Here is a 26967-nt window from a genome sequence, read left to right as displayed (position 1 = left end):
ACGTCGGCCCGCAAGCCTAGGCTGGGGAGCATGCGCCTGGCCACCTGGAATGTGAACTCCGTGCGCGCTCGCGTCGACCGCGTCGTCGACTTCGCGGTGCGCGAGCACATCGACGTCCTCGCGATGCAGGAGATCAAGTGCCGGACCGACCAGTTCCCCTATGAGGCGTTCGCCGACGCCGGCTATCACGTCGAGGCCTACGGCTTCTCGCAGTGGAACGGCGTCGCCATCGCCAGCCGCAGCCCGCTGTCCGACGTCGAGACCGCCTTCACGGGGATGCCCGGCTTCGCCAAGGACGGCGAGCAGCCCGCTCAGGAGGCGCGGGCGATCGGCGCCACCGTCGACGGCGTCCGGGTGTGGAGCCTGTACGTGCCCAACGGCCGGTCGCTCGGCGACCCGCACTACCACTACAAGCTCGACTGGCTGGCGGCCCTCGAGGACCACGTGCGCGAGACGCTCGCCGCGACCCCCGACCTGCCGCTCGCGCTGGTCGGCGACTTCAACATCGCGCCGACCGATGCCGACAACGGCGACCCCGCCGTGGTGCAGGGCTTCTCGACGCACATCTCGCCGCCCGAGCGCGACGCGTTCGCCGCGCTGGAGTCGGCCGGGCTGACGGATGTCGTGCGGCCGCTCGTGCCCACCGGCTACACGTACTGGGACTACAAGCAGCTCCGCTTCCCGCGCAACGAGGGCATGCGGATCGATTTCATCCTCGGATCGCCGGCGTTCGCCGACGCCGTCGCGGGGGCCGAGATCCACCGCAACGAGCGGAAGGGCAAGGCGCCCAGCGACCACGTGCCGGTCGTCGTCGACCTCGACTTCGGGGCTGCGGACGACGACGTGCCGATGGTCTTCTGACGCCCGCCGTCAGGCGCTGTCGAGCTCGGCCGCCTGCTGATGCAGGGCGTGCCGATCGATCTTGCCGACGGCGTTGCGGGGCAGCGAGCCGACGAAAGTCCACCGGTCGGGAACCTTGTAGGCGGCCAGATGCTGGCGCGCGAACGCCGCGAGCTCGTCGGCGGTCGGCGGATGCGCGCGTCCCCGCTTGAGTTCGACGAACGCGTGCACGATCGCGCCCAGGCGCTCGTCCGGCGTGCCGACGACGCCGGACAGCTCGACATCCGGGTGCTCGTCGATCACGTCCTCGACCTCGCCGGGTGCGATGTTCGACCCGCCGCGGATGATGACCTCCTTGATGCGGCCGTGGAAGTGGAGATAGCCGTCCTCATCGCGGGTGCCCAGGTCGCCGGTGCGCAGCCAGCCGTCGGCGAACGTGGCCGCGGTGTGCTCCGGGTCGTCCCAGTACCCGATCATGACCGACGGCCCGCGCAGCTGGATCTCGCCGGCTTCGCCGGCGGCGGCATCCCCTCCGTCGTCGCCCGCGATGCGCAGCTGCACGCCCTCGCGGGGCAGACCCATCGAGCCGCGCTTGATGAGCCCGAAGGGCGGGTTCAGGGTCGCGCACTCGCACTCGGTGAGGCCGTACAGCTGATTCAGCTGCAGCTGCGCGACCTCGGAGAAACGCTCGTACAGGTCGGGCGAGATCTGGTCGCCGCCGCACTCCACCTCGCGCAGGCTCGCGAAGTCGGCGGGTGCGGCGCCCGGCGAGTCGACGGCGTCGAGCAGCTGGGTGGGCAGCAGCACGGTGCGCGTCGGATGCCAGCGCCGCAGCGCCTCGAGGAACAGGTCGGGGTCGGAGTCCTCGAGGACCACCACCGTCCCGCCGGCGTGCAGCGTCGGGAACGCGACCCCGACCGAGGCGCCGGCGTGGCAGATCGCCGTCGCCGCGAGTGAGATGTCGTCCGCGGTCAGCTGCTGCGTGACGCCGCGACCGACCGCGGTGGCGAGGATCGACCCGTGCGTGTGGGTGACGCCCTTGGGCCGGCCGGTGCTGCCGGAGGTGTACAGGATCATCGCCGGATCGTCGTCGGAGACCTGCGGCAGGTCGCCCGCGCCGTCGGAGGGCGCGTCCTTCCACCTGTTCGCGGCGCCTTCGGGCTCATCGCCGTACACGTACACGCCCTTGAGCGACGGCGCCCGCTCGGGCACTCCCGCCACGACCGGCAGGAGCGGGCCGTCCACCACGAGCAGTGCCGCATCGCAGTGCGTGATCGCGAAGACGACCTCGTCGGCCTGGAACCGGTGGTTCAGCGGGACGGCGATCGCGCCGACGCGGAAGCACGCGAGGTACAGCTCGACGAACGCCTCCCGGTTGCGCATGAAGATCGCGACGCGGTCGCCGTGTCCGATCCCCAGCGCGAGCAGGCGCCGGGCGGAGCGATCGGACCCCTCGTCGAGCTCGCGGTAGGTCGTGACCGCGTTGCGGAAGACGACGGCGGGCTTGTCGGGAGAGTCCTGGAGGGCGCGGTCGAGCAGGCGGGTGAGGGGCATGGCCGGAAATCTACTCCCCGCCCTCCGCCGATGTCACCCGGCGATGTCACCGGTGCGCGGCTCGCCCGCGGGCGCGTAGCGCAGCAGCACGGCACCGGTGCTCGCCGTCACCGGCGGCTCCAGCAGGCGCAGCGCGGCCGGCGCGGACCCGGTGGGGAACACCTTCTTGCCCTCGCCGAGGACGACCGGGAAGACCCACAGGTTGAGCACGTCGAACAGCTGCGCGCGGAACAGCGTCTGGGCGAAGTCGAGGCTGCCGTACACGTGGATCTCACGGTGATGTTCGCGCAGCGCCTCGACCTCGGCGACCACGTCGGCGCCCAGCTGCGACGTGCCCGCCCAGTCCAGCACCGGGGTGCCGCGCGAGGCGACGTACTTCGGGACGCGGTTGAACGCGGCGGCGATCGGGTTGTGCGCGCTGCCGGAATAGCGCGGCCAGTACGCAGCCCAGATATCGTACGTGCGCCGGCCCAGAAGCAGCGCGTCGATCGTCTCGATGCCCGCCAGCACCTGCTCTCCGACCGAGTCATCCGAGACCGGCCCCTGCCAGCCGCCGAAGCGGAACCCTCCCGACCGATCCTCGTCGCGCCCGCCCGGGCCCTGGCCCACGCCGTCGAGCGTGCTGAAGATGTCGATCACGATGCGTCCGGTCATGCCCGGCCTCCTTCGATGTGGAACGTCGCGGCGAACCGCTCGATCAGTGTCTCCTCGCCGGCGAGGACGTGCACCACGCCCTCGTCGACGGCCTGGGCCGGCGTGAGCTCCCCGGCGATCAGGCGACGGATGCCGGGTCCCGCGCCGAAGACGACATCGGCAGCGCCGTCGACCGACGCGCGATCCTGCGCGCGCGGGTCGACCGGGCGGCCGGCGGGATGCAGCTGCGCGATCCGCAGCGCCGGGCCGTCGACCTGGGCCCGCAGTACGACGTCGGCGACGTGGACCTCGTAGTCCGCGGGCGGAAGGGATGCCGCGGCATCCATCTGGAACGCGGTGCGCAGCGCCATGGTGAGCGAGTCCGCCGTCACGATCGCATCCTCCTGGGGCTCGCCCATCCGCTGGAAGCCCCACCGGCCGAGCGCGAGCACGATCGGCTCGAGCTCGCGGCCGTACGGGGTGAGCTCGTACACGAGACCGCAGTGCAGCAGCGGGACCCGCCGGACCACTCCGCCCTCCTGCAGCTCTTTGAGCCGGGCGGAGAGGATGTTGGTCGGGATCTTCGGCAGCCCCTGTCTGAGGTCGGTGTACCGGCGCGGCCCCACGAGCAGATCGCGGACGATCAGCAGCGACCACCGCTCCCCGATGAGTTCGACGGCGGTGGTGACGCCGCAGTACTGTCCGTAGCTGCGGGCGGCCACTTACGCCTGCGCCTGCTGGGCGAGGTACGCCTCGGGGCCCAGCTCGGCCGCCTCCGGCACCATGAAGATGAACTCGACGCCGTTGCCGTCCGGGTCTTCGAGGCTGCGGCTGTACATGAAGCCGTAATCGGTGGGCTCGGTCGGCTCGATGCCGCCCGCCGCGAGCCCCGCCTCGATCGTGCGGTCGACATGGTCGCGCGAGTCACGGCTGAGCGCGACGAGCACCTGGGCGTGCGTGCGGGGGTCCACCGGCGCCTTGTCGGTGAGGGTGGCGAAGAACTCGTGGGTGAGGACCATGAAGTAGACGTTGTCGTCCCACACGATGCAGGCGCCGTTGTCGTCGGTGAACAGCGGGTTGATGCCCGCGCCGAGCGCCGTGTAGAAGGCCTTCGCCCGCTCCAGGTCGGAGGTGGCGATGTTGACGAAGATGTGTGTCATGCAGCAAGCTTGCAAAAAACAAGCTTGCTTGTCAATAGCAAGTGGCAACTCCTGTTCCGGCGCACGAAGGATGACGGATCAGTCACTCCGTCGCAGGCCGGAGCAGGAGCCGGGGCGCCGGTCGTTACGCGGCGACCGCCTCGGCGTCGCGGGCCGGCGCGTAGATGTCGACCAGGGCGGCGAAGGCGTTGAGGTAGCCGACGAGGAACGCCGCGGTGCCCTCGTTCGTGACCTCGCCCTCCGCGGTGAACAGACCCGGCGTCGACTGGACGTAGCCCTCGGGCTGACCGAGCGTCGGCGCGTTGAGGTGGCTCAGGATCGCCTTGAGGTGCTGCTGGGCGGCAGCCGTGGAGATCGGGCCCCCCGAGGTGCCGATGACGGCGGTCGGCTTGCCGTTGAAGGACCCCTCGCCGTACGGGCGCGCGGCCCAGTCGAGCGCGTTCTTGAGCACGCCCGGGATCGATCGGCTGTACTCGGGCGTCACGACGATGACGCCGTCCACCTCGGCGATCGCCTTCTTGAAGTCGCGGGCGACCTGCGGGAAGTCGGCGTCGTGGTCGGGCGAGTAGTGCGGCAGATCGGCGATCGGGATCTCCACGAGCGTCATGCCCTCGGGGGCGAGTCGCTGCAGCGCCAGGGCGAGACGCCGGTTGATCGAGGTCGAAGAGATGCTGCCGACGATGTAGCCGATGGTCCGGTCGGTCATGGGTGGTTTCCTCCATACGTAGCTGACGCCCGCGGTGGACCCGCGGACGCTCGCTCGATGCAACCCGTCGGCAGCCGAGAAATATTCCCAAGAATGGATTCCGCTTTCGGCGGGGAAGCGTCGCGCGGATGTCGTGAGTAGCGTTGCAGGGAAGGAGACAACCGAGCGGAAGGGCCGAGGGGACCGAACGGATGCTGCGACTCAGAGGGATCACGAAGAGCTATGGCGACCTCCGCGTGCTCGACGACGTGTCGTTCGACGTGCGACCCGGCCGGCTCACCGGCTTCGTCGGCGGGAACGGCGCCGGCAAGACGACGACCATGCGCATCGCACTGGGTCTGCTCTCGAAGGATGCCGGAACCGTGACGCTCGACGACGCGGAGGTGAGCGCCGCGGACCGGCGCCGCTTCGGCTACATGCCCGAGGAGCGCGGCCTGTACCCGAAGATGAAGGTGCTCGAGCACATCGTGTACCTCGCGCGCCTGCACGGCTTCTCGAAGGCGGATGCCGCGGTCGATGCCCGTGCCCTGCTCGAGCGGCTGGGGCTGGGCGAACGCCTGAGCGACAACGTCGAGACGCTGTCGCTGGGCAACCAGCAGCGCGCGCAGATCGCCGCGGCGCTCGTGCACCACCCCGAGGTGCTGATCCTGGACGAGCCGTTCTCGGGGCTCGACCCGCTGGCCGTCGACGTCGTCGCCGGCGTCCTGCAGGAGCGTGCCGCGCAGGGGGCCGCCGTGCTCTTCTCGTCGCACCAGCTCGACGTCGTCGAGCGGCTCTGCGACGACCTCGTCATCATCGCCGCGGGCACGATCCGCGCCGCCGGCGCCCGCGACGATCTCCGGGCCCGATACTCCAGCCGCCGCTTCGAGCTCGTGTCGGCGGGCGACGCCGCGTGGCTGCGTGACGAGCCGGGGGTCGAGGTCATCGCCTTCGACGGCGGCTACGCGGTGTTCGACGCCGACAGCGACGAGACGGCGCAGCGGGTGCTGCGCCGGGCCGTCGGGCAGGGGGATGTCGCGAGCTTCGCGCCGCAGCATCCCACCCTCGCCCAGATCTTCAAGGAGGTCATCCAGTGAGCGCTCCCGCACTCCCCGCCCCTTCGGCCGCGCGCAGCGTCTGGCTGGTCGCCGAGCGTGAGATCGGATCGAAGCTGCGCAGCAAGGCGTTCGTGATCTCCACCGTGATCCTGCTCGTGATGGCGCTCGCGGCCGTCGTCTGGGGAGGCTTCAGCGCGAGCGACGAGTCGTTCGGCGCCCCCTCGGTCGCCGTCGCGTCCGACGCGCAGGACCTGGTGCCCGAGCTGCCCGGTGTGACCCCCGAGCCGGTCGCCGACCGCGCCGCCGCGGAGGACCTCGTGCGCGACGGCGAGGTGGACGCGGCGATCGTCGCAGACCCGGCCTCGCCCACCGGGTTCACGGTGATCGTCGACTCCGACGTGTCCAGCCAGCTGCTGGTCTACCTGTCCGAGACCCCGACGGTCGAGACGCTGAGCCCCGGGGACGCGACCGGATTCCTCGGGTACATCGCCGCGATCGGGTTCGGCGTGGTGTTCCTGTTCGCCGCGTCCACGTTCGGCGGCACCATCGCGCAGAGCGTGGTGGAAGAGAAGCAGACCCGCGTGGTCGAGGTGCTCCTCTCGGCGATCCCGACCAGGACGCTGCTGGCCGGGAAGGTCGTCGGCAACACGATCCTGGCGATGGCGCAGATCCTGCTGCTCGCCGCGATCGCGGTCGTGGGGCTCACGGTCACCGGCCAGACCGAGCTGCTGCAGGGGCTGGGCACGCCGATCGCATGGTTCGCGGTGTTCTTCCTGTTCGGCTTCATCCTGCTGGCCTCGCTGTTCGCGGCGGCGGCGGCGATGGTCTCGCGGCAGGAGGACATCGGCTCGACCACGATGCCCCTGACGATGCTCGTGGTGGCACCGTACCTGCTGGTGATCGTGTTCTGGAACAACCCGCTGGTGCTGGGCATCATGTCGTACGTGCCGTTCTCGGCTCCGGTGGCCATGCCGCTGCGGCTGTTCCTGGGCGACGCGCAGTGGTGGGAGGCGGTGCTCTCGCTCGCGATCCTGGTCGCCACGTGCGTCGCAGCGATCCTCATCGGCGCCCGCATCTACGAGAACTCGCTGCTGCGGATGGGCGCTCGCGTCAAGCTCGCGGAGGCGCTGGCGCGGTAGCGGCGGCGCCGTCGGCGTCGGTGGTGGGGGCGAGATGCTGGTTCGCCCCGCGCCCGGCCACCCCGGCCAGGGCGTCGGCGGCGCCCACGAGCGCCAGATGCGACAGCGCCTGCGGGGTGTTGCCGGCGTGGCGACCGTTCTCGACGTCGTACTCCTCCGACAAGAGTCCCACGTCGTTGGCGAGCCCCACGAGCCGATCCATCAGCGCCTTCCCGTCGGCGACGCGCCCGCTGTCGGCGTACTGCTGCACGAGCCAGAACGAGCACGCCAGGAACGGATGCTCGCCGCCGGCCAGCCCGTCGTCGGCGACCGCCGTGCGGTAGCGGTGCAGCAGTCCGCCGCGCAGCAGGGTGCGCTCCATCTCGGCCACGGTGCGCAGCATCCGCGGGTCGTCGGCGGCGCAGTACCCCACCTGGGGCAGCAGCAGGAGCGAGGCATCCACCTCGCGCGTCCCGTACGACTGGGTGAAGTACCCGTCGTCCTCGTCGACGCCCTGGCGGTCGATCTCCGCCCGCATCCCATCGCGCAGCGCCTCCCACCGCTCGACGGGACCGTCCAGACCTCCGTCGCGGACGGCCCGTGCGCCGCGGTCGAACGCCGCCCAGATCATGACGCGCGAGTGCGTGAACATGCGCGGCTCCCCGCGCACCTCCCAGATGCCGTTGTCGGTGTCGTCGATCCGCTTCTCGAGGTAGTCCAGCAGGGCGCGCTGCATCGGCCAGGAGTAGTCGGTCTCGGCGAGCCCCCGCAGGCGTGCCGTCTCGAGCGCGATCATGACCTCGCCGATGACGTCGGCCTGGTACTGCTCGACGGCGGCGTTCCCGATGCGCACCGGACGTGCGCCGCAGTAGCCGGGAAGGCTCGTCAGCTCACGCTCGCCGAGGTCGCGATCCCCGGCGATCCCGTACATGATCTGCACGTCGTCGACGTCCCCGGCGATCGCCCGCAGCAGCCATCCACGCCACGCCTCCGCCTCGGCGGTGAAGCCGTGCGCGAGGAATGCCTCGAGGGTCAGCGACGCATCGCGCAGCCACACGTACCGGTAGTCCCAGTTGCGCTCCCCGCCGAACTCCTCCGGCAGCGACGTGGTCGCCGCCGCGACGATCCCGCCGGTGTCCTCATGGGTGAGCGCGCGCAGCACCTGCAGCGAGCGCACGACGGCGTCGCGGTAGGGCCCCTGGTACGCGATGCCGTCCGCCCAGGACCGCCACCACCGGTCGGTCGACGCGAGCGCGGCATCGACATCGATCCTGGGCGGCACCTCGCGGTGCGACGGGAACCAGGTCATCGTGAGATCGACGGTCTGGTCCTGCCCGACCGTCAGCGTCCCCCGGTGCGCGTGCCCGTGGGCGCGCAGCGTCGCGCCGCGCAGGACGATCGCGTCGGGGCCGGCGACGGCCACGAGCTCGGGGCGCCCGGGCGTCCCGGTCTGGCGCACCCAGGGCATCGCGCGCGCGTAGTCCGGGCGCACCCGCAGCTCCTGGACGAACCGGACCCTGCCCTGCACGCCGCGCACGCGCCGCAGCAGGTCGGCGCGCCGGTCGCCGTACGGCATGGCGTCGACGACCTCGGCCACGCCGTCGGCGGTCGTCCAGCGGGTGATGAGCACGAAGCCGTCGCCCTCGTAGCGACGCACGCAGGTGGCGTCCGGGTCGGCGGGGCGCAGCATCCACTGTCCCTGCTCCTGGTCGCCCAGCAGCGCCCCGAACAGCGAGGGGGAGTCGTACCGCGGCAGGCAGAGCCAGTCGATCGAGCCCTGTTTCGAGACGAGCGCGGCGGTGTGGCAGTCGCTGAGGATCGCGTAGTCCTCGATCGGTGAGGCCATGGCTCCATCGTGGCATCCTCTGCCGCACGGGCGCAGGGCCCGTTAGCGTGGCGTGCATGACCGACACCACGACACTGTGCGTCCTGGGCGGCACCGGCGATCTCGCGTCCCGGCTGCTGCTTCCCGCGCTGGGAGACCTGCTCACCGCCGAGCCGCACCGCAAGGTGCAGCTGGTCGGAGTCGACCGCGCGGACGAGAGCGAGAACGACTGGCGCGACCGGGTTCGTGCGGCTTTCGAGCGAGGGGATGCCTCCGGCCCGGCGATCGACGACGTGATCGCCCGCACGAGCTATGTCCGCGCGGACGTCACCAAGCCGGAGGACCTGGCGCGGGTGCTGCAGTCGGGGCAGGGGCGGATCGCCCTCTACTTCGCGCTGCCGCCCGCGGTGACCGCGCTCGCGTGCGCAGCGCTCGGCTCGCTCGATCTGCCCGAGGGCCTGGTGCTGGCGCTGGAGAAGCCCTTCGGCGTCGACGAGGAGGGCGCCCGCAGGCTCAACGCGCAGCTGGCCCAGCTGGTGCCCGAGCATCAGATCCATCGGATCGACCACTTCCTGGGCCGCTCCACGGTGCTCAACGTGCTCGGCCTGCGCTTTGCCAACCGCATCCTCGAGCCGGTGTGGTCGACCGAGCACATCGCGTCGGTGCTGATCCGCTACGACGAGACCCTCGGCCTGGAAGACCGCGCCGGGTACTACGACCATGCGGGGGCGCTCGTGGACATGATCCAGAGCCACCTGCTGCAGGTGCTCGCGGTCGTGGCGATGGAGCCGCCGGCCACGCTCGACGAGACCGACCTGCGCAGCGCGAAGTCGGCGGTGCTGCACGCCACGCGGGTGTGGCAGGACGACCCCGTCTCGTCCTCACGCCGGGCGCGCTACACGGCGGGCACCGTGGGGGACCGCCCGATGCCCGCCTACGTCGACGAGCAGGGTGTCGATCCGGCGCGGCAGACCGAGACCCTGGCGGAGGTCACGTTCGAGGTGGACACGCCGCGATGGCGGGGCGTGCCGTTCACCCTGCGGTCCGGCAAGGCCCTGCACGCGCATGTCCGCGAGATCGTGGTGCGCTTCCGACCGGTGCCGAACCTGCCGGCCGGGTTCACCGGAAGCACCCATCCGTCGGTGCTGCGGCTGATGCTCGGCCCCGACCGCATGCACCTCGAGCTGAACGTCAACGGGCCCGGTGATCCGTTCTCGCTCGAGCGCGTCACCATGAGCAGCGATCTCGGGCCGGGCGCATTGGTCGCCTACGGCGAGGTGCTCGCCGGCGTGCTCGACGGCGATCCGACCCTGTCGGTGCGCGGCGACACCGCGGAGCAGTGCTGGCGGATCGTGCAGCCGGTCCTGGACGCGTGGAAGGGCGGCGAGGTTCCGCTGGGCGAATACCCGGCCGGGTCGGAGGGCCCGACGGGGTGGCGTTCCCGATAGCCCTCAGCGGGCGGCCGGGGGGTTCCGGTCGGGATGCACGACGGTCACCAGGGAATAGGCGTCGCCGTCGGCGTCCGGGCCGCGGTCCTTGAACTCGGTGAGCAGCTCGGCGAGCCGCCTGTCGAGCTCTGCCTTGTGCTCGGCGTTCAGGCGCAGCCCGAGCCACGAGATCTCCACCTTGTCCGGCGGGACCTCGGCCACCTGCTGCAGGAACGTGTCCATGATGACCGTGGAGCCTTCGGGCAGCCGCGTTCGCCACGACCTGCCGGTCGCGAGGTAGGGCACCTCGCGCGCTCCCTGCGCTCCGACGCGCTCGGGCTGTGCCTCCAGGAAGCCCGTCGACACGAGCGTGCGCACGTGGTGGAGCATCGTGCCCGGATTCACCCCGAGCAGCTCGGCGAGCTCCTTGTTGGTGCGCGCGTCGAAGGCGCACAGGCGCAGGATGCGCAGGCGCAGCGGCGAGCTGAGCGCCCGGTAGCCGGCCTGGAGCGTCTCGTCGTCCACCTCCTCGTGCATGCGGCCATCCTAGCCCTGATTGACAATCCTCAATCGGTGGCGCAGACTGATCGACATGTCTCAATCAGTGGCGGCGCGACCGCGCTCCCTGTGGCGCGACCGCAACTTCCTCACGATGTGGAGCGGGCAGGCGCTCAGCCAGTTCGGCGAGCAGATCACCGGCCTCGCGATCCCGGTCCTCGCCGTCCTGCTCCTGCATGCCACGGAGTTCGAGGTCGGGCTGCTCAATGCGGCCGGAGTCGCCGCGTTCCTCGTGGTGGGCCTTCCCGCCGGCGCCTGGATCGACCGGATGCGCAAGCGGCATGTGATGATCTGGGCCGATGCGGTGCGCGCGGTGGCCCTGGCGACCGTGCCGGTGCTGTGGTGGCTGGGCTGGCTCGACATCTGGCACCTCATCGCCGTGGCCCTCGTCTTCGGCATCGCGACGGTGTTCTTCGACGTGTCGTATCAGAGCATCGTGCCCTCGCTCGTCCCGGCCGCCCAGATCCCCGAGGCCAACGGCAAGCTCGAGTCGACGCAGCAGCTCGCCGGCATCGCCGGTCCGGCGATCGGCGGGTGGCTCATCGGCATCCTCACCGCCCCCCTCGCCGTGCTCGCGACCGTGGGAACCTACATCGCGTCGTTCATCGCCCTGTGTCTCACGCGCGACACCGAGGTCGTGGCGCCCCGGGACGAGCACGAGCCGCTGCTGCGCTCGATCGGCGAGGGCCTGCGCTGGGTGTTCGGCAACCGGTACCTGCGCCGCATCGTCGGCACGACCGGCGTGTCGAATCTGTTCAGCACGATCTCGTTCACCATGCTGCCCATCTTCATCCTGCGGGATCTGGGCCTGTCCCCCGAGGCGATGGGCGTGATCTTCTCGCTCGGCGCGATCGGGGGCCTTCTCGGCGCGATGGCCACGCCGCACATCGTGCGGTGGATCGGCGAGGGCAGGGCGATCCCGGTCAGCGCCATCGGATTCTCGGTGATCGGCCTGTTCCTGCCCGTCGCCGCCCTCGCCCCGGCCGTCGCGTTCCCGCTGCTGGTCGCCCAGTCGTTCGTCGCCTCGTTCACGGTGCTGCTCTACAACATCGTGCAGGTGTCGTTCCGGCAGCGCATCACGCCGAAGCGGCTGCTCGGGCGGATGAACGCGTCGGTGCGGTTCTGCGTCTGGGGCGTGATGCCGCTGGCGGCACTGGCTGCCGGTGGCCTGGGCGCGTGGCTCGGCGTCGTTCCGACGATGTGGATCGGCGCGATCGGGGGGCTGGTGTCGGCGGCGTTCGTCGTGTTCGGCCCGTTCTGGGCCATGCGCGAGCTGCCGGCCGCGCTGGAGGAGGCGGACGCCGACGCGTCGCGCTGATCACACGTCGAGAGTGCGCGAGCGCGAGACCCCCGCGATGGCGAGGATGAAGACCGTCAGATAGGCCAGGCCGATGACGGCGGACAGGACGATGAAGACGATCTCGGAGGTCGACGCCGAGATCGCGCCGCCGGTCCACACGGTCAGGGCCGGGTCGAGCGGCTCACCCTCGCTCTGGTCGGGCACGACGAGGGCGGCAGCCAGCGCCGCGATCCACAGCACCCAGCTGACCACGCTGTAGGCGGTGCGGGTCGACCGGGCGGTGCGCACCTCGCTGTCGAAGAGGGTGAGCACCGGCGGCACGGCCAGGACGACAGCGACGAAGATGCCGTAGACCAGCGCCGCCAGCCAGAGCGAGCCCAGCTGCGCCCCGACCAGGCCCCGGCCGAGGAAGAACCAGATGGGCAGCACGACGGCCGCGATCCACTGCGCGATGAAGACGACTCGGCCCGCTCCGGTGATCTGCATGGGCTCAGCATAGGGGCCGGTATCGTGCGCAGTCAGTCGGCGCAACCAGGTGCACCCAGACGCGGGGCATGCTTGGTTGGTAGCGTGACCGCCCGCATCCTCTCCGTCGGGACCGCTGTGCCCGAGACATCCCTGTCGCAGGACGCGGTGCGAGACTTCTTCGCCGCGCAGCCCGGAGTGGACCGCATGACGCGGCGTCTCATCCACGGCGCCTTCGCGGCGGCCGACATCGATCGCCGGCACACCGTGATCGCCGAGCTGGCCGGACCGGTCGGACCGGACGCGACGTTCGTCGGACCGGACGGCACGCTGCGCGCGCCGACGACGTCCGTGCGCAACAGTCTGTACGAACGGCTCGCGCCGCCCCTGTTCGCACAGTCCGCCCGGGCGGCGCTGGCGGAGGCGGGCGTGGAGGCATCCGCCGTGACCCACGTCGTCACCGTCTCGTGCACGGGCCTGTTCGCCCCCGGCCCCGACTTCCGTCTCGTGCGCGACCTGGGACTGCCCTCGGGCGTCGAGCGGTATCACCTCGGATTCATCGGCTGCGCGGCAGGGCTTCCGGGTCTGCGGCTGGCGGCGCGGATCGCCACAGCGCAGCCGGAGGCTGTCGTGCTCGTCGCGTGCGCGGAGCTGTGCTCGCTGCACGTGCGCGCGGTCGATGACCCCCAGCAGATCGTGGCCGCATCGGTGTTCGCCGACGGCGCGGCCGCAGCCGTCGTCACGGCCGACCCCGCACGCCATGCGGGTGGCGGTCTCGAGCTGGACCGGTTCCGCACGGCCCTCACCGCCGAGGGCGAGCGCGACATGGTGTGGACGATCGGCGACCACGGCTTCGAGATGACACTCTCCGCGGAGGTCCCCCGCATCATCGGCCGCGAGATCGGTCAGGCCGTGCGCGAGGCCCTCGCGGGCGAGGCGATGCCGGCCGCCTGGGCCGTGCATCCTGGCGGGCGCAGCATCCTCGACCGTGTCCAGGCTGGTCTCGACCTGCCGCCGGCGGCGCTCGCGGCCTCGCGTTCCGTGCTGCGCGAGCACGGCAACATGTCCAGTGCGACGATCCTGTTCATCCTGCGCCGGCTGCTGCACGATGAGGCTCTCGCCGAGGGCGATCGCGTCGCCGCCCTCGCCTTCGGCCCCGGGCTCACCGTGGAGTCGGCGCTGCTCACCGTCCGGCGGACCGGATCGTGAGTCTGGCGGTCCGCGACGAGCGGGTGCGCGAGCTCATGGACGATCCGGACTGCGACCCGAGGCGGCTGGCGGCCACGCTGCGGCGCTTCGGTCTGGTCAACCGCCTCGTCACGGGCTGGGGCGGCGTCGCCCGGCGGCGGCTGTTCCCGGCCCTCGCGCGCCTGGGCCGGCCGGCGCGCGTGCTCGACCTGGGCTGCGGCGGCGGCGACGTCGTGCTGCGACTGGCGGGCCTCGCCCGGCGTGCCGGGCTCGAGGTCGCCTGGACGGGCATCGACCCCGACGATCGCGCGATCGCGGTCGCCCGCTCGCGCGACGGGGGCGCCGTCACCTTCCGCTGCGCCGACGCCGCGACGCTGCTGGCCGAGGGAGACAGGTTCGACGCGGTGATCTCGAACCACGTGCTGCATCATCTCGGCCCCGGGCTCGCCGAGCTCGTCGCGCAGTCGCGCGCCCTCTCGCGGGGCGTGGTGCTGCACAGCGACATCGCCCGCAGCCGCACGGCCTATGCGCTCTACGCGGGGGGCATCACGCCGTTCGCGCCGGGCACCTTCCTGCGCACCGACGGCCTGCGCTCGATCCGGCGCAGCTACACGCGGGACGAGCTGCAGCAGACCCTGGACGACATCCAGCCGCGGGCGTGGACCGTGCACGCCCCGGGGCGGTTCCGTCTGCTGGCGGCGGGGACCGGCGATGGCTGAGGTCGTCGTCGTGGGCGCGGGCCCTGTCGGCCTCCTGCTCGCCGGGGAGCTCGCGCACCGAGGCGTGGACGTGCAGCTGCTCGAGCGGCGGGCGGCTGCCGGGGCCGGCACGCGGGCCGTCGGCATCCACTCGCCCGTCCTGGCCGCACTCGAGCCGCGCGGCGTCACCGAGCGGCTCCTCGCGCATGCTGTCCGGGTGACCCGCGGAGAGGCGCGCGCGGACGGACACACCCTCGGTGTCGTGCGCTTCGACCGCCTGCACGCCCGCTTCCCGTTCGTGGCGACGCTGCCGCAGGCCGCGACCGAGGCCGTGCTCGCCGCCGCGGCACCGGCGCCGACCCGCGACGTGCACGTGCGGGCGGTGACGACGCACGCGGACCGCGCCGTCGCGCACGCCGACACGGCCGGTCGCACCGTGGAGTTCGACGCGGGCATCGTCGTCGTGGCGACCGGCGCCGCCGGCCGTGGGCTCGTGTATCGCACCGCGCCGCGGCCGTATCGCGACCGCTACCTGATGACCGACACACCCCCGCTCGACCCCGACGGGACGGATCCGGTCGCCGTCGTGCACCTCGACCGGCAGGGCGTGCTCGAGTCGTTCCCCCTGCCGGGCGGGGCGCGACGATATGTCGCCTGGGACGGAGCGGATGCCGATCCGCACGCGGGGGCGCGGCTCTCCCGGCTGCGCACAGCGCTGATCGCACGCGGCGAAGACGCCGCCGCGGCGGCGGCCGACGAGGCGATCGGGTTCGGGGTTCGCCGGTTCGTCGCCCCGCAGCTGCGTCGCGGACGACTCGTCGTGATCGGCGACGCGGCACACGAGGTCAGCCCGATCGGGGGTCAGGGCATGAACCTCGGCCTGCTCGACGCGGTGACACTGGCGCCCCTGCTCGTCACATGGGTGCGCACCGGGGCCGAGCCGCGCGAGGAGCTCTCCCGGTGGGAGGCGGCGCGGGTGCGGTCGGCGCGCCGCGCGGCGGTGCTCGCGACCCTCAACACGGTGCTCGGCCGTCCGCTGCGGCCGCTCGGCGACCGGCTTCGCCGCACGGGCGTGCGGGTCATGCTCGCCGGTCCCCTCGGCCTCGGCTTCGCCCACGCCTATGCGATGGGGTTCGACGCGGCGCCCCTCAGGCCGTGAGCGCCGAGCCGGTCGCCACCAGCTGTGCGGCCAGCAGCAGCGCCGCGAGCATCACCAGCCGGAACAGCACTCGCGCGGGAGGCCTGACCAGCGCCAGCACGATCGTGACGGCGGCGACCGCGAGCACGGCGCCGAAGAACACCCAGGCGATGACCGTGATGGCTCCGCCCGGACCCACGAGCACCGCGGCCGCACCGGTCATCACCGCGAGGCACGCGACGACGGCCGAGACGCGTGCGCCCCAGCGGTGCGGCAGCCCGCGGACGCCCGTGCGCGCGTCGTCGTCGAGATCGGGCAGCACGTTCGTCAGGTGCACCGCCGCCCCCAGCGCGGCCCCGGCGATCCCGGCCCACGGGGCCGCGAAGGCGGGGCTGGGCGCCGACAGCGTGGCCAGGGACGGAAAGAGCCCGAAGCTCACCAGGAACGGCACGATCGACCACACGGTCGACTTGAGCCCGGCGTTGTAGGCGCCCGCCGACCCCAGCACGAGGGCGTGCACGGCCAGCATCCGCCATCCCAGCGGGGCCGACAGGGCGAGGGCGGCCGCCAGGGCGACGGATGCCGCGATCCAGGCGGCACGTTCACTCGCCTGTCCGCGGGCGAGCGGCTTGTCGCGGCGGCCTGAGGCGCGGTCGCGGGCGACGTCGATCGCGTCGTTCGAGATCCCGACGGCGAGCTGGCCGGCGAACACGGCGAGCGTGAGAAGGGCGAGGCGCCACGGCTCCAGGCCCACGGCGACCCCGAGCGCTGCGGCGAGCGCCGTCACCACGAGCGTGGGCCCGGGGTGCGACGCTCCCCACAGACCGACGGCGGTGGCGCGGACGGCAGGCACACTCGATCGTCCCATCACCGCCTGTCAACCGGGTCGACCGCGCCGGGCTCGGCGGGCGACAGTGGGGTGTGGCGAGCGTTCGGGTGGGTGTCTCCGGCTGGCGCTACCGATCGTGGCGCGGCGACTTCTACCCTTCGGGCCTGCCGCAGCGGCGCGAGCTGGAGTACGTGGCCGAGCGGCTGACGAGCGTCGAGATCAACGGCTCGTTCTACTCGCTGCAGCGGCCGGCGAGCTATCAGCGCTGGCGGGCGAGCGTCCCGGGCGGCTTCGTGTTCGCCGTGAAGGGCTCGCGCTACATCACCCACATGCTGCGGCTGCGCGGCGTCCGCACGGCGATGGCGAACTTCTTCGCATCCGGCGTCCTGGCGCTCGGGCCCGCCCTCGGACCGATCCTGTGGCAGCTTCCCGAGCGGGAGGCCTTCGACCAGCCCGTGTGGGAGGAGTTCCTCGCGGGGCTGCCGCGCTACACCTCCGCGGCCCTGGCCCTCGCCCGCGAGCACGACGAGCGGCTCGACGGCCGCGCGTGGCTCGAGATCGACCAGGACCGCCCGCTCCGATACGCCGTCGAGCCGCGGTCGCCGAGCTACGCCGACCCGGCTTTCACCCGGCTGCTGCGCGACCAGGGCATCGCGCTCGCGCTCGCCGACTCGGCGGGGCGGTGGCCGCAGTTCGACGCGGTCACGTCCGACCTCGTCTATGTGCGCCTGCACGGCTCACGCGAGCTCTACCACAGCGGGTACACCCCGGACGAGCTCGACGCCTGGGCGGCACGCATCCGCGACTGGGTAACGGGCGCCGGCGACGGGGTGCCGCGCGACGTCTGCGTCTACTTCGACAACGACGCCCGCGGTCACGCACCGCACGACGCGGTGGCGCTGGCGAACCGCCTCGGACGGTGAGGCGGTCAGGCGTTCGCGGCCGTGCGCGAGGACTTCGCCGACCGGACGATCCCCACGATGGCGAGCACGCACGCCGCCGCGAGCGCCACGAACGCAACGAGCAGCGCGACCAGCGCGATGCCGTTCGAGACGTCATCCGACACCGCGTCACCCGTCCACACCGTCAAGGCCGACCCGACCCCGCCGCTGTCCCCGCCGTCGACGATCGTGATCGCGAGCACCAGCAGCGCGATCCAGACCACCCAGGTGCTGATCGTGTACGCCCTGCGCGTCGCCCCCTGCCTGCGCACCTCGCCGTCGAACAGCGTGAGGATCGGCGGGATGTACATGGCCACCACGCCGAGCAGGCCGAACCAGATGCCGATGACCATCATCCATCCCAGCGGCGAGCCGATCAGGCCTCGGCCGATGATGACGAACAGCGGCAGCACGAAGGCGGCCACCCACTGGGCGACGAAGACGAAACGACCGGAGCGCGTGATCTGCATGGTGCGACCATAGCGCCCGGGCGTCACTCCTCGACGAGTTCGGCCTCGATCACGTCGTCGGCGTCGTCGGCGACCACCGGGCCCTCGCTGGTGAGAGCGAGCTCCGAGCCGTCGGCGGCGACGTCCACCCGCACGACGTCGCCGTCGTGCACGGTGCCGGCGAGGATGCCCATCGCCAGACGATCCTGGATCTGCGACTGGATGAGCCGGCGCAGCGGACGCGCACCGAACATGGGGTCGTAGCCGCGCTCGGCGAGCCACTGCCGCGCGTCCGGGGTGACGGCCAGGGTGAGCCGGCGATCCTTGAGGCGCCGCTGCAGCGCGTCGACCGACAGCTCCACGATCTGGGCGAGGTCGTCCTCGGTGAGCGCGTGGAACACGACGGTGTCGTCGAGCCGGTTCACGAACTCGGGGCGGAACGCCTGGCGCACCAGCTGCGTGACCTGTTCGCGCTTCTGGTCCCACGACAGGGCCGGATCGATGAGGATCGGCGAGCCCAGGTTCGAGGTGAGGATCAGGATCACGTTCTTGAAGTCGACCGTGCGCCCCTGACCGTCGGTGAGACGCCCGTCGTCCATGACCTGCAGCAGCACGTCGAAGACCTCGGGGTGGGCCTTCTCGACCTCGTCCATCAGCACCACGCTGTACGGGCGACGACGCACGGCCTCGGTCAGCTGCCCGCCCTGCTCGTAGCCGATGTAGCCGGGAGGAGCGCCGACCAGGCGCGAGACCGAGTGCTTCTCGCCGTACTCCGACATGTCGATGCGCACCATGGCGTGCTCGTCGTCGAAGAGGAACTCGGCGAGGGCCTTGGCCAGCTCGGTCTTGCCGACGCCGGTGGGACCGAGGAACAGGAACGAGCCGGTGGGTCGGTTCGGGTCGCTGATGCCGGCCCGCGAGCGCCGCACGGCGTCGGCGACGGTGGCCACCGCCTCCTTCTGGCCGATGATGCGCTTGCCGAGCTCGGCCTCCAGGTGCACGAGCTTCTCGGTCTCGCCCTGCATGAGCCGGCCGACCGGGATGCCCGTCCAGGCGGCGATGACCTTGGCGATGTCCTCCTCGGTGACGTGGTCGCCGACCATGGGGCCTTCGCCATCGTCCGCGGCGCGTTCGGCACGCTCGGCCTCCACGAGCCTGCGCTCCAGCGCGGGGATCTCGGCGTACAGCAGGCGCGACGCCTTCTCGAGGTTGCCCTCACGCTGTGCGCGGTCCGCTTCGATGCGCGCGGCATCCAGCTGCGTCTTCAGATCGCCGACGAGGTTGAGCGAGGCCCGCTCCTGCTCCCAGCGCGCCTGAAGCTCGCCGAGCCGCTTCTCCTGCTCGCGCAGCGTCTCACGCAGCGCCTGGAGCCGCTCCTTCGAGGCGTCGTCCTTCTCGCGCTTGAGCGCCATCTCCTCGAGCTTCAGGCGGTCGACGTGGCGGCGCAGCTCGTCGATCACCAGCGGAGCCGAGTCGATCTCCATGCGCAGTCGCGACGCGGCCTCGTCGATGAGGTCGATCGCCTTGTCGGGCAGCTGACGGCTGGGGATGTAGCGGTGGGAGAGGGATGCCGCGGCCACCAGTGCGCTGTCGGAGATGGCGACCTTGTGGTGCGCCTCGTAGCGCTCCTTCAGCCCGCGCAGGATCGCGATCGTGTCCTCGACGCTGGGCTCGCCCACATACACCTGCTGGAAGCGGCGCTCCAGGGCGGCATCCTTCTCGATGAACTCGCGGTACTCGTCGAGCGTGGTGGCCCCGATCATCCGCAGCTCGCCGCGCGCGAGCATCGGCTTGAGCATGTTCGATGCCGCCACCGAGCCCTCGCCGCCGCCCGCGCCCATGAGCACGTGCAGCTCGTCGATGAAGGTGATGATCCTGCCGTCGGACTCGGTGATCTCCTTGAGGACGCTCTTGAGCCGCTCCTCGAACTGCCCGCGGTACATGGCGCCGGCGACAAGCGCCGAGATGTCGAGCGCCACCAGCTCCTTGTCTTTGAGGCTTTCTGCGACGTCGCCCGCCACGATGCGCTGCGCGAGACCCTCGACGACGGCGGTCTTGCCGACCCCGGGCTCGCCGATGAGCACCGGGTTGTTCTTCGTGCGCCGGGTGAGCACCTGGCTCACGCGGCGGATCTCGCTGTCGCGCCCGATCACCGGGTCGAGCTTGCCCTGCCGGGCGCGGTCGGTGAGGTTGATGCCGAACTGCTCGAGGGCGCTCTGCTGCTCCTGCCCCGGCTGCGGCTGTGCGTTCATTCGGTCTCCTTGAAACTTGAGTCGTCCGCGCTCAAGTTTAGCAGGAGTGGGATGCCGCGGCAACGGCGCAAGGGGTTGCCCGCGCGCGATGGGCGGAGGAGCGTGGGAGGCACCGACAAGGGAGGTTTCCCATGAGCAGCACGACGGTCGCCCGGGTCACCACGATCACGGCCCGCTCGCCCGAGAGCTTCGAGTCCGCGATCCGCGAGGGTGTCGCGCGCGCACACGCGACGCTCCGGAACGTGAGCGGGGCGTGGGTGAAGGAGCAGAAGGTCGAGTGCGCCGACGGCTCCATCACCGCATATCAGGTCACCCTCGAGGTGACATTCGTCCTCGACGACTGAGGGCGGTCTCAGGCGGCGACGGTCTCCTTCACCGCCTGACGGCACGAGAACCGGCCGCGGTAGGCGGTCGGGGTGGTGCCGAGCACGCGCGTGAAGTTCTGACGCAGCACCGCCGCCGAGCCGAACCCGCACTCGTACGCGATGGCGTCGATCCCGAGGTCGGTCTCTTCGAGCAGCCGCTGCGCGTGCAGGATGCGCTGGCGGTTCAGCCATGCCGCCGGCGTCGTGCCGTAGTCGGCCTTGAAACGGCGCGCGAACGTGCGCGGCGACATGAGCGCCTTCGCCGCGAGCTGGTCCACGGTCAGCTCGAGACGGAGGTTCTCGAGCATCCAGTCCGTCACCGGCGCGAGCGACAGCGACGACACCGCCGGGAGCGGCTGGTCGATGTACTGCGCCTGCCCGCCGTCGCGCTGCGGGGCGACGACCATGCGGCGGGCGATCTTGTTGGTCAGCTCGGCGCCGATCTCCTGACGGAGCAGGTGCAGACAGGCATCCAGCCCCGCCGCCGTGCCGGCGCTGGTGATGATGCGCCCCTCCTGCACATACAGCACGTCGGGATCGACCTCGATGCGCGGGTACATGCGCGCCATCGTGTCGGCGTACATCCAGTGGGTGGTGGCGCGGCGGCCGTCCAGCACGCCGGCTGCGGCCAGGACGAACGAGCCGCTGCAGACGCTGAGCAGCCAGGCACCGCGCGCTGCGGCGTCCCGGACGACGTCGAGCACCCGCTCGTCGACGTGCCGCCAGTACTGGTGCGGAGTGGGCGAGACCACGACGAGGTCGGCCTCGTATGCGAAGGAGAGATCGTGCTCGACATTGACGGAGAACCCCATCTTCGAAGACACGGCTCCGGGATCGGGCGTGACGACGCGGAAGTCGAAGCTCGGGATGCCGTCCTCCGACCGGTCGAGGCCGAACGCCTCGCAGGCGAGTCCGAACTCGAACGGGGCGAAGCCCGGCTGGATGATGACAGCGACGGTCTTGAGCATGGCAGGATTCCTTCGATCAGTGGCCATCCTGCCACTCGTGGCAGAAAGTTGTCAAGCGTAGCGTTTCTGCCATGTTCCTGGTACTCATGATCATCGCACTCGCGGCCGTCGCCGTCGTGGCGTCGGTCGTCGCCCTTCGCACGGACGGCTACCGCCGGACGCCGATCGACCCCGCGAAGCTCCGCCACCTCACCCGGTGACGCGCGCTACGCGCTGTAGCCGCCGTCCACCGGCAGCACGACGCCGGTGATCGCCGACGCGCGGTCGCTCAGCAGCCACGCGGCGGCCTCGGCGACCTCCGACGCGAGCGACGGACGCCGCAGTGGGACGGCGGCGACCCGTCGCGCCACCGCATCGGGATCGTCCCGTCGCCAGGTGGCCAGCATCGGCGTCTCGGTGGGCCCGGGCGCGATCGCGTTCACACGGATGCCGTCGGGGCCGTTGTCATGCGCGGCGGTGCGCGTCATCCCGATCACCGCGTGCTTGGTCGCCTGATAGGCGCCCAGCCCCGTGCTGCCGCGGAAGCCGCCGATGCTGCTGGTGTTGACGATCGACCCGGCGCCGGCGGGTCGCATCGCCCGCAGCTGGGCCCGCAGGCACAGCCATGTGCCCTTGACGTTCACGGCCATGATGCGGTCGAACTCCTCCTCGGAGACGTCGTCGAGCCGGCCGTACTGATTCATGCCCGCATTGTTGAAGGCGCCGTCCAGGCGTCCGTACCGATCCAGCGCCGTCTCGACGAACCCTTCGGCGTCTGCGGCGACGGCCACGTCGCCTGTCACGGCCACCACCTCGCCGCCGGCCTGCGCGATCTCCTCCTCCAGGCGCTGCAGCGGCTCGCGCCGGCGCGCGGCCAGCACCAGACGCGCGCCCTCGCGGGCGAACAGGCGCACGGCGTCCGCGCCGATGCCGGCGCTGGCACCGACGACCAGCACCACCTTCCCCTCCAGCTGCCGACCCGTCGTCTCACTCATCATCTGCTCTCCATGTCCGAACTCTTCAGGGGTATCGCACGTCGGCGCCGGCGAGCACCGCGGCACGCGCGGCGGCGCCGAGGAAGCCCGCGTCGTTTCCGAGCAGCACGAAGTCGAACCCGGTCGCAGCCGCTGTGGCGACCGCCTCGGCCGTCGGCGGCCCCGCGCATCCGATCGGCACCCCGGCCGCCTCGGCGGCGGCGACAGCGGTGCGGACGAGGCGGCCGAGCTCGGGGCCGTCTTCGGGCACCTGCTCGGAGACCGAGAGATCGGCTGTCCCGATCAGCAGCGCGTCGATGCCCGGCAGCGCGCCGATCTCCTGCGCCGCTGCGACGGCCGCTGCGCTCTCCAGCTGAGCGACGAGCACGACCTCCTCGCGCCCGTACCGCAGGTAGGCGTCCCGCGGCATCGCGCCCCAGTGACCGGCGCGGCTCGTCGACCCCACCCCGCGAGACCCCAGCGGCGGGAAGCGGCACGCGTCGACGAACCGCCGCGCATCCGCGACTGAGTCCACGTGCGGGAGCATGATCCCCTCCGCGCCCGCGTCGAGCAGCCGCGTCGCCATGCCGGCATCGAGCGCCGGTACGCGGACGATCGGGGACACGCCGGCCAGCAGCGCCGTGCTGATATGCCCTGACGCCGCCTCCAGACCCATCGGCGAGTGCTCGAGGTCGATCACGACGAACTCGAACCCCGCCAGGGCGAGCAGTTCGACGCTTTCGGGCGCGGCCAGCTTCACCCACGTGCCCAGCATCGGACCGCTGCGGCCGCGCAGGCCCGCGCGGAAGATGCTCGTGCTCCGTACGGTCATGGCGCCGGATACTCGTCCGCGTTGAGCACCCATCCCGCTTCCGAGAAGTCGGCTCGCGGCGGCGAGAAGATGTCGATGAGCTGCTGATGCTCCCCGACGCCCTGCGTGGTGTGCACGGTCGGCGGAGGGATCACGCAGATCGACGGAGTGGCGATCTCGCGGTGCTCGTCCGGCCTCCACTGGGTCGAGTCGGGTCCCCACGGATAGCGGATGTGATGGATGAACCGGCCCTTCACCGCGAGCGAGATCTGCTCGAAGTCGTCGTGGTGGTGTGGCGACAGCTTGAACGGGTCGCGGGGTGCGGGCTCTTCGGCCAGGAAGTTGACCATCAGGTTCGTGGTCCGGAAGATCCGCCCGAACCGCCCCGGCGCGATCGGCGTGTCGGCGAGGCGGTGGACGCGCAGCCGGAAGCCGCCCACCGGATCGGGCCAGGGTCGCAGCGGGGCCGCGCGCAGGTCCGGTTCGGTGTACGCCGCCGCATTGAGCGCCGATTCCCGCACGTCGTCGGAGACCGTCGAGAACAGGCGGATGACCGGCCCGTCGCCGAGAACCTCGATCGCGCTGTCCCCCGGCGGGACCACCACGAACGCCTCCTCGTCCAGGTCGACGGACTCGTCGCCGGCGGTCACCCGCACCGGGGCGCTTTCGGAGTGGAGGAGCAGGGCATACTCGTCCGGCTGCCCGGTGCGCACGAAGCGGTCACCGGCGACGGCATCGCTGTAGGAGACCACGAGATTCGCCGCGCGGGCATTCCAGACCCGCCCGCCCCGGGGGCTGCGCGCGGTCGGCTCGAGTCGGTGGAACTCGATCCACTGCGACGGCTTGATCGGCGTCGACGCGTCGACGGGCGCGGGGCCGGCGGACGCAAGGGTGGAGCGGATGTCGTCTGCGGCGTAGCTCATCGGGAAGCCCTCTCTGTCGTCTCGGTGATGGCGACCTCGTCGAGGCCCTTCAGGCGCAGCATGCTGCGGACCTCGGCGGGGGATGCGATCTCGCGGCCCAGGTGCTCGACGATCGTCCGGATCCGCTCCACCTGCTCGGCGTTGCTCTGCGCGAGCCGTCCCTTGCCGATCCACAGGCTGTCCTCCAGGCCGACCCGGACGTTGCCCCCGAGCAGCGCGCTGTGCGTGGCGAAGTCCAGCTGATCGCGGCCGGCGGCGAATGCGGAGAAGTAGTAGTCGTCTCCGAACAGCCGGTCGGCGATGGTCACCATGTGCTCGAGGCTGCTGTGATCGGCTCCGATTCCGCCGAGCACCCCGAACACGCCCTGGATGAGGAAGGGCGGCTCAGCCAGTCCGCGATCGGCGAAGTGCGCGAGCGTGTACAGGTGCCCGATGTCGTAGCACTCGAACTCGAAGCGGGTCCCGGTGGCACCGAGCTCGCGCAGCGTCTGCTCGATCTTGTCGAACGTGTTGATGAACGGGTGCGAGTACGTGCCGAGCACGTAGGGCTTCTCCCACTCGTACCGGAACTCGGTGATGCGGTCGGCGATCCCCGAGTAGACGAAGTTCATCGAGCCCATGTTCAGGCTCGCCAGTTCGGGCCGGAAGCGTCGCGCCCCGGCGAGCCGCTCGTCCATCGTCATCTGCGAGGAGCCGCCGGTGGTGATGTTGACGACGACGTCGCGTGCGTGCAGCAGGGGCGGCACGATCTCCTCGAAGACGGATGCCTCGAAGGCCGGCCGCCCGTCGGGGTGCCGCGCGTGGAGGTGGATGATCGCCGCGCCGGCGTCGGCCGCCTCGATCGACGACGCCACGATCTGCTCGGCGCTGAGCGGAAGATGAGGGCTCTGCGAGGGGATGTTGACGCTGCCGGTCACCGCCGCCGTGAGGATGACCTTCTCGGCGCGGCGCATCAGGGGGCCTCCTCCAACCCGAGCAGGTACGCGGTGTTGCGGCAGATCATCTGACGGATGTCCTTCTCGCGCACGCCGTGGTCGAGAAGCCGGCCGATGACGTACAGGTAGCCGTCAACGGGCAGCGGGTTGACCTCCTGGCCGAGGTCGGAGTTCAGCACCGTGCGCTCGGGGCCGATCCGGTCGATCCACTCCACGAGCTGCGAGATGGGGAATCCGGGAGCCTCCACCGCGGGGTGGTACATCGACATCTCGTGCTCCACGAAGCCGCCGTACGAGAGCAGCTCCTCGAGGTCTCGCTCGGGGATGCCGACGATGAAATCCGGGTGGTGCACCAGCATCCGCCGCACCCCCTTCTGCTTCGCCGTCTCGAACAGCGCCTTCTGCGACTCGGCGTCGAGGTGCCCGCCGGTCAGCATGATGTCGGCTTCGGCGATGAGCTCGGCCACCCGCACGGTCTCGGCCGACACGTCGCCGGATTCGTCGAAGACCGACTCGGGCTTCTCCTCGAGATTCGATCCGGCGGTCGGGAAGCCGTCGTCGTGGCTGTGCGCCTCGATGTGCTTGGCCGCACTGACGGTCGGGCCCCACACCGCTCGGCCGCCCATCTGGATCGCGACCGCCACCGCGGACGGATTGATGCCGCCGACTTCGGAGTTCAGGGCGACCCCGCCGAACACCGGGGTGGGGGCCGCCGTCAGCAGGTCCCTCATCGCCAGCAGATCCATGACGGTGTTGTGGTGGTGAGACTTGACCAGCAGCGCGCGCATGCCGATCCGAGCGGCGTCGTAGGAGGCCTCGACGTGGTTGAGCTTGCGGGGGAACGGACTGGGGCCGGAGTGGCAGTGCAGATCGACCGCGCCGTGGAGCACCTTCAGCAGTGCGGGCGAAGGCGCTGAAGCGACGTCTGTGGCCATGGGAACGGACCTCCTGGATGTTCGTATACCGCAATCGCTGTTCATATTACGCATCACGCAATGCAGTTCACAACGTTTCGCCTAGTGTTGACGCCTCCGAGCGGGTTTCGTAGTGTTCGTATAGCGAAAGAAGCCGTAAGGAAATGTTCGCCTAGCGATATCCCCTCGATGGAGAGCCGAGATGACCCAGCGTTCCGAATCGCGCCCCGAGCCGTCCGGAGACGGCGAGAAGGGCGCGATCCAATCCATCGAGCGGGCCGCGGCCGTGCTGAGCCTGCTCGACCAGGAGACGCGCACCCTGACGCCGTCCGTCGTGGCCGAGCGGCTTGGACTCAACCGCACGACCGCCCATCGCTACCTCCTCTCGTTGCAGAAGTCAGGATTCCTCGGGCCCGGATACGGCCCCGGTCCGCTGCTGGATCAGCTGACCGCACTGAGCTCGCCGCGGCAGCGGATCCTCGATTTCGCCCCGGCGATCCTGCGGCAGCTCGCCGATCAGACGGGCCTGACCGCGGTGCTCAGCTTCCTCGGGCGCACAGGCGCCGTCGTCACGCGCGTGGAGGAGGCGACGGCGGGGACGGTCGTGCTCACGATCCCGGTCGGCACCGTGCTCGAGCTGCGCGCGGCGCAGACAAGGGTCCTGCTCGCCTTCCAGTCCGACCCGGCGGTCGTGCGCCGGATGCATGCCCCGCTCAGCGACGAGGATGCGCGGGGCGAGTCCGACTGCTTCGCGCGGGTCCGGCGCGAACGTCTGGCCTGGGCCGACCTGGGCCGAGCAGGCATCGCCTCGGTCGCGGCGCCCGTATTCGGCAATCGCGACGTGCAGGCGGCCATGGGGCTGCTGGGCACGGCCGCGATGCTCGATCCGGATGCCCCGGAGTCGTCCCGCATCGCCCACCTGCGAGAGGCGGCGGATCGGCTCAGCGCGCTCATCGCGAACTGATCGCCGGCGAAGAGGA

29 protein-coding genes are annotated in these 26967 nt (G+C 71.2%); 12 read left to right on the top strand and 17 right to left on the bottom strand.

Annotated elements, in window-relative coordinates; genetic code table 11:
- Positions 1-30 precede the first annotated feature (30 nt).
- The gene (locus ACIWQI_RS05855) at positions 31-861 is read left to right on the top strand and encodes an exodeoxyribonuclease III (protein ID WP_396656198.1); all 831 of its coding nucleotides are present in this window, start codon (positions 31-33) and stop codon (positions 859-861) included.
- Positions 862-870: 9 nt separating this feature from the next.
- On the opposite strand, the gene ACIWQI_RS05850 is transcribed toward ACIWQI_RS05855, so the two are convergent.
- The 5 genes from ACIWQI_RS05850 to ACIWQI_RS05830 all read right to left on the bottom strand — a co-directional run bounded on the left by ACIWQI_RS05850 (position 871) and on the right by ACIWQI_RS05830 (position 4893).
- Entirely contained in the window at positions 871-2394 is a 1524-nt protein-coding gene (locus tag ACIWQI_RS05850; RefSeq protein WP_396656197.1) for a class I adenylate-forming enzyme family protein, read from the bottom strand.
- A gap of 33 nt (positions 2395-2427) precedes the next feature.
- Positions 2428-3048 carry a dihydrofolate reductase family protein gene (locus ACIWQI_RS05845; protein ID WP_396656196.1) on the bottom strand — a complete coding sequence of 207 codons (621 nt, stop codon included), beginning with the start codon at positions 3046-3048 and terminating at the stop codon, positions 2428-2430.
- Complete coding sequence (locus tag ACIWQI_RS05840) at positions 3045-3749, bottom strand: winged helix-turn-helix transcriptional regulator (RefSeq protein ID WP_396656195.1); 705 nt, start codon at positions 3747-3749, stop codon at positions 3045-3047. Before ACIWQI_RS05840 ends, ACIWQI_RS05845 begins: the two co-directional genes overlap by 4 nt.
- Positions 3750-4187, bottom strand: coding sequence for a VOC family protein (locus ACIWQI_RS05835; RefSeq protein ID WP_396656194.1), 438 nt, complete (start codon positions 4185-4187; stop codon positions 3750-3752).
- Between the two features lie 124 nt (positions 4188-4311).
- Positions 4312-4893 carry an NADPH-dependent FMN reductase gene (locus ACIWQI_RS05830; RefSeq protein WP_396656193.1) on the bottom strand — a complete coding sequence of 194 codons (582 nt, stop codon included), beginning with the start codon at positions 4891-4893 and terminating at the stop codon, positions 4312-4314.
- A 191-nt stretch (positions 4894-5084) separates the two neighbouring features.
- On the opposite strand from ACIWQI_RS05830, the gene ACIWQI_RS05825 reads away from it, so the two are divergent.
- Positions 5085-5969, top strand: coding sequence for an ABC transporter ATP-binding protein (locus ACIWQI_RS05825; RefSeq protein ID WP_396656192.1), 885 nt, complete (start codon positions 5085-5087; stop codon positions 5967-5969).
- On the top strand, positions 5966-7069 hold the full coding sequence (locus ACIWQI_RS05820; protein ID WP_396656191.1) for an ABC transporter permease: 1104 nt from the start codon (positions 5966-5968) through the stop codon (positions 7067-7069). The genes ACIWQI_RS05825 and ACIWQI_RS05820 overlap by 4 nt, the downstream gene beginning before the upstream one ends.
- Here the strand turns inward: ACIWQI_RS05820 and ACIWQI_RS05815 are convergent.
- Entirely contained in the window at positions 7041-8894 is a 1854-nt protein-coding gene (locus ACIWQI_RS05815; protein WP_396656190.1) for a glycoside hydrolase family 15 protein, read from the bottom strand. The genes ACIWQI_RS05820 and ACIWQI_RS05815 overlap by 29 nt on opposite strands.
- A 56-nt stretch (positions 8895-8950) precedes the next feature.
- Between ACIWQI_RS05815 and ACIWQI_RS05810 the strand changes: the two genes are divergently transcribed.
- Positions 8951-10321: a glucose-6-phosphate dehydrogenase gene (locus ACIWQI_RS05810; RefSeq protein WP_396656189.1), complete on the top strand. Its 1371-nt coding sequence runs from the start codon at positions 8951-8953 to the stop codon at positions 10319-10321.
- 3 nt (positions 10322-10324) lie between these two features.
- Here the strand turns inward: ACIWQI_RS05810 and ACIWQI_RS05805 are convergent, their stop codons facing one another.
- On the bottom strand, positions 10325-10837 hold the full coding sequence (locus ACIWQI_RS05805; protein ID WP_396656188.1) for an ArsR/SmtB family transcription factor: 513 nt from the start codon (positions 10835-10837) through the stop codon (positions 10325-10327).
- Between the two features lie 55 nt (positions 10838-10892).
- On the opposite strand from ACIWQI_RS05805, the gene ACIWQI_RS05800 reads away from it, so the two are divergent.
- A complete protein-coding gene (locus ACIWQI_RS05800; RefSeq protein WP_396656187.1) occupies positions 10893-12176 on the top strand; it encodes an MFS transporter in 1284 nt (427 codons plus the stop codon).
- Here ACIWQI_RS05800 and ACIWQI_RS05795 read toward each other — a convergent pair whose 3' ends face one another.
- Entirely contained in the window at positions 12177-12644 is a 468-nt protein-coding gene (locus ACIWQI_RS05795) for a hypothetical protein (protein WP_396656186.1), read from the bottom strand. It abuts the gene before it with no gap.
- 84 nt (positions 12645-12728) lie between these two features.
- On the opposite strand from ACIWQI_RS05795, the gene ACIWQI_RS05790 reads away from it, so the two are divergent.
- The 3 genes from ACIWQI_RS05790 to ACIWQI_RS05780 are packed head-to-tail and all read left to right on the top strand — an operon-like array spanning position 12729 to position 15668.
- Positions 12729-13832, top strand: a complete 1104-nt coding sequence (locus tag ACIWQI_RS05790; RefSeq protein WP_396656185.1) for a type III polyketide synthase — start codon at positions 12729-12731, stop codon at positions 13830-13832.
- Complete coding sequence (locus ACIWQI_RS05785; protein ID WP_396656183.1) at positions 13829-14530, top strand: methyltransferase domain-containing protein; 702 nt, start codon at positions 13829-13831, stop codon at positions 14528-14530. Before ACIWQI_RS05790 ends, ACIWQI_RS05785 begins: the two co-directional genes overlap by 4 nt.
- On the top strand, positions 14523-15668 hold the full coding sequence (locus tag ACIWQI_RS05780; RefSeq protein ID WP_396656181.1) for an FAD-dependent oxidoreductase: 1146 nt from the start codon (positions 14523-14525) through the stop codon (positions 15666-15668). The genes ACIWQI_RS05785 and ACIWQI_RS05780 overlap by 8 nt, the downstream gene beginning before the upstream one ends.
- Here the strand turns inward: ACIWQI_RS05780 and ACIWQI_RS05775 are convergent.
- Positions 15658-16500 (bottom strand): UbiA family prenyltransferase, encoded by an 843-nt coding sequence (locus tag ACIWQI_RS05775; protein WP_396656180.1) that lies wholly within the window; start codon positions 16498-16500, stop codon positions 15658-15660. The two genes, ACIWQI_RS05780 and ACIWQI_RS05775, sit on opposite strands and share 11 nt — an antisense overlap.
- 83 nt (positions 16501-16583) lie before the next feature.
- Between ACIWQI_RS05775 and ACIWQI_RS05770 the strand changes: the two genes are divergently transcribed.
- Positions 16584-17399 (top strand): DUF72 domain-containing protein, encoded by an 816-nt coding sequence (locus ACIWQI_RS05770; protein ID WP_396656178.1) that lies wholly within the window; start codon positions 16584-16586, stop codon positions 17397-17399.
- A gap of 5 nt (positions 17400-17404) precedes the next feature.
- Here ACIWQI_RS05770 and ACIWQI_RS05765 read toward each other — a convergent pair whose 3' ends face one another.
- Together ACIWQI_RS05765 and ACIWQI_RS05760 are read right to left on the bottom strand one after the other, a co-directional pair.
- On the bottom strand, positions 17405-17887 hold the full coding sequence (locus ACIWQI_RS05765; protein ID WP_396656176.1) for a hypothetical protein: 483 nt from the start codon (positions 17885-17887) through the stop codon (positions 17405-17407).
- Positions 17888-17910: 23 nt separating this feature from the next.
- Positions 17911-20118: an ATP-dependent Clp protease ATP-binding subunit gene (locus ACIWQI_RS05760; RefSeq protein WP_396656174.1), complete on the bottom strand. Its 2208-nt coding sequence runs from the start codon at positions 20116-20118 to the stop codon at positions 17911-17913.
- Between the two features lie 131 nt (positions 20119-20249).
- Here ACIWQI_RS05760 and ACIWQI_RS05755 point away from each other — a divergent pair, with 131 nt between their 5' ends.
- Positions 20250-20462 (top strand): dodecin family protein, encoded by a 213-nt coding sequence (locus tag ACIWQI_RS05755; protein ID WP_396656173.1) that lies wholly within the window; start codon positions 20250-20252, stop codon positions 20460-20462.
- Positions 20463-20470: 8 nt separating this feature from the next.
- Here ACIWQI_RS05755 and ACIWQI_RS05750 read toward each other — a convergent pair whose 3' ends face one another.
- Positions 20471-21451 carry a GlxA family transcriptional regulator gene (locus ACIWQI_RS05750; protein ID WP_396656172.1) on the bottom strand — a complete coding sequence of 327 codons (981 nt, stop codon included), beginning with the start codon at positions 21449-21451 and terminating at the stop codon, positions 20471-20473.
- Between the two features lie 71 nt (positions 21452-21522).
- Between ACIWQI_RS05750 and ACIWQI_RS05745 the strand changes: the two genes are divergently transcribed.
- Positions 21523-21651: a hypothetical protein gene (locus tag ACIWQI_RS05745; RefSeq protein WP_396656171.1), complete on the top strand. Its 129-nt coding sequence runs from the start codon at positions 21523-21525 to the stop codon at positions 21649-21651.
- A 6-nt stretch (positions 21652-21657) separates the two neighbouring features.
- Here the strand turns inward: ACIWQI_RS05745 and ACIWQI_RS05740 are convergent, their stop codons facing one another.
- Genes ACIWQI_RS05740 through ACIWQI_RS05720 form a run of 5 tightly spaced genes read right to left on the bottom strand, consistent with a single transcriptional unit; the run spans position 21658 to position 26008 of the window.
- The gene (locus tag ACIWQI_RS05740; RefSeq protein ID WP_396656170.1) at positions 21658-22425 is read right to left on the bottom strand and encodes an SDR family NAD(P)-dependent oxidoreductase; all 768 of its coding nucleotides are present in this window, start codon (positions 22423-22425) and stop codon (positions 21658-21660) included.
- A gap of 25 nt (positions 22426-22450) precedes the next feature.
- Positions 22451-23236, bottom strand: coding sequence for an HpcH/HpaI aldolase/citrate lyase family protein (locus ACIWQI_RS05735; protein WP_396656169.1), 786 nt, complete (start codon positions 23234-23236; stop codon positions 22451-22453).
- Positions 23233-24138, bottom strand: coding sequence for a hypothetical protein (locus ACIWQI_RS05730; protein ID WP_396656168.1), 906 nt, complete (start codon positions 24136-24138; stop codon positions 23233-23235). Before ACIWQI_RS05730 ends, ACIWQI_RS05735 begins: the two co-directional genes overlap by 4 nt.
- The gene (locus ACIWQI_RS05725) at positions 24135-25091 is read right to left on the bottom strand and encodes a 3-keto-5-aminohexanoate cleavage protein (RefSeq protein WP_396656167.1); all 957 of its coding nucleotides are present in this window, start codon (positions 25089-25091) and stop codon (positions 24135-24137) included. The genes ACIWQI_RS05730 and ACIWQI_RS05725 overlap by 4 nt, the downstream gene beginning before the upstream one ends.
- A complete protein-coding gene (locus tag ACIWQI_RS05720) occupies positions 25091-26008 on the bottom strand; it encodes a DUF6282 family protein (protein WP_396656166.1) in 918 nt (305 codons plus the stop codon). The genes ACIWQI_RS05725 and ACIWQI_RS05720 overlap by 1 nt, the downstream gene beginning before the upstream one ends.
- 181 nt (positions 26009-26189) lie before the next feature.
- Here ACIWQI_RS05720 and ACIWQI_RS05715 point away from each other — a divergent pair, with 181 nt between their 5' ends.
- Complete coding sequence (locus ACIWQI_RS05715) at positions 26190-26951, top strand: IclR family transcriptional regulator (protein ID WP_396656164.1); 762 nt, start codon at positions 26190-26192, stop codon at positions 26949-26951.
- Positions 26952-26967: the final 16 nt, after the last annotated feature.

This window comes from Microbacterium sp., assembly GCF_044508325.1.
Classification (GTDB): Bacteria; Actinomycetota; Actinomycetes; order Actinomycetales; family Microbacteriaceae; genus Microbacterium.
Note: the sequence above shows the minus strand (reverse complement) of the source record. Positions and strands in the feature narration are given on the sequence as shown.

Bases quoted from the DNA above. Each gene is read 5' to 3' on its own strand.
- ACIWQI_RS05780 (WP_396656181.1), top strand. From the start codon at position 14,523: ATGGCTGAGGTCGTCGTCGTGGGCGCGGGCCCTGTCGGCCTCCTGCTC.
- ACIWQI_RS05720 (WP_396656166.1), bottom strand. From the start codon at position 26,008: ATGGCCACAGACGTCGCTTCAGCGCCTTCGCCCGCACTGCTGAAGGTG.
- ACIWQI_RS05845 (WP_396656196.1), bottom strand. From the start codon at position 3,048: ATGACCGGACGCATCGTGATCGACATCTTCAGCACGCTCGACGGCGTG.
- ACIWQI_RS05830 (WP_396656193.1), bottom strand. From the start codon at position 4,893: ATGACCGACCGGACCATCGGCTACATCGTCGGCAGCATCTCTTCGACC.
- ACIWQI_RS05855 (WP_396656198.1), top strand. From the start codon at position 31: ATGCGCCTGGCCACCTGGAATGTGAACTCCGTGCGCGCTCGCGTCGAC.
- ACIWQI_RS05745 (WP_396656171.1), top strand. From the start codon at position 21,523: ATGTTCCTGGTACTCATGATCATCGCACTCGCGGCCGTCGCCGTCGTG.
- ACIWQI_RS05800 (WP_396656187.1), top strand. From the start codon at position 10,893: ATGTCTCAATCAGTGGCGGCGCGACCGCGCTCCCTGTGGCGCGACCGC.
- ACIWQI_RS05730 (WP_396656168.1), bottom strand. From the start codon at position 24,138: ATGAGCTACGCCGCAGACGACATCCGCTCCACCCTTGCGTCCGCCGGC.
- ACIWQI_RS05815 (WP_396656190.1), bottom strand. From the start codon at position 8,894: ATGGCCTCACCGATCGAGGACTACGCGATCCTCAGCGACTGCCACACC.
- ACIWQI_RS05805 (WP_396656188.1), bottom strand. From the start codon at position 10,837: ATGCACGAGGAGGTGGACGACGAGACGCTCCAGGCCGGCTACCGGGCG.
- ACIWQI_RS05725 (WP_396656167.1), bottom strand. From the start codon at position 25,091: ATGCGCCGCGCCGAGAAGGTCATCCTCACGGCGGCGGTGACCGGCAGC.
- ACIWQI_RS05750 (WP_396656172.1), bottom strand. From the start codon at position 21,451: ATGCTCAAGACCGTCGCTGTCATCATCCAGCCGGGCTTCGCCCCGTTC.
- ACIWQI_RS05835 (WP_396656194.1), bottom strand. From the start codon at position 4,187: ATGACACACATCTTCGTCAACATCGCCACCTCCGACCTGGAGCGGGCG.
- ACIWQI_RS05825 (WP_396656192.1), top strand. From the start codon at position 5,085: ATGCTGCGACTCAGAGGGATCACGAAGAGCTATGGCGACCTCCGCGTG.
- ACIWQI_RS05755 (WP_396656173.1), top strand. From the start codon at position 20,250: ATGAGCAGCACGACGGTCGCCCGGGTCACCACGATCACGGCCCGCTCG.
- ACIWQI_RS05765 (WP_396656176.1), bottom strand. From the start codon at position 17,887: ATGCAGATCACGCGCTCCGGTCGTTTCGTCTTCGTCGCCCAGTGGGTG.
- ACIWQI_RS05850 (WP_396656197.1), bottom strand. From the start codon at position 2,394: ATGCCCCTCACCCGCCTGCTCGACCGCGCCCTCCAGGACTCTCCCGAC.
- ACIWQI_RS05740 (WP_396656170.1), bottom strand. From the start codon at position 22,425: ATGAGTGAGACGACGGGTCGGCAGCTGGAGGGGAAGGTGGTGCTGGTC.
- ACIWQI_RS05810 (WP_396656189.1), top strand. From the start codon at position 8,951: ATGACCGACACCACGACACTGTGCGTCCTGGGCGGCACCGGCGATCTC.
- ACIWQI_RS05760 (WP_396656174.1), bottom strand. From the start codon at position 20,118: ATGAACGCACAGCCGCAGCCGGGGCAGGAGCAGCAGAGCGCCCTCGAG.
- ACIWQI_RS05715 (WP_396656164.1), top strand. From the start codon at position 26,190: ATGACCCAGCGTTCCGAATCGCGCCCCGAGCCGTCCGGAGACGGCGAG.
- ACIWQI_RS05735 (WP_396656169.1), bottom strand. From the start codon at position 23,236: ATGACCGTACGGAGCACGAGCATCTTCCGCGCGGGCCTGCGCGGCCGC.
- ACIWQI_RS05795 (WP_396656186.1), bottom strand. From the start codon at position 12,644: ATGCAGATCACCGGAGCGGGCCGAGTCGTCTTCATCGCGCAGTGGATC.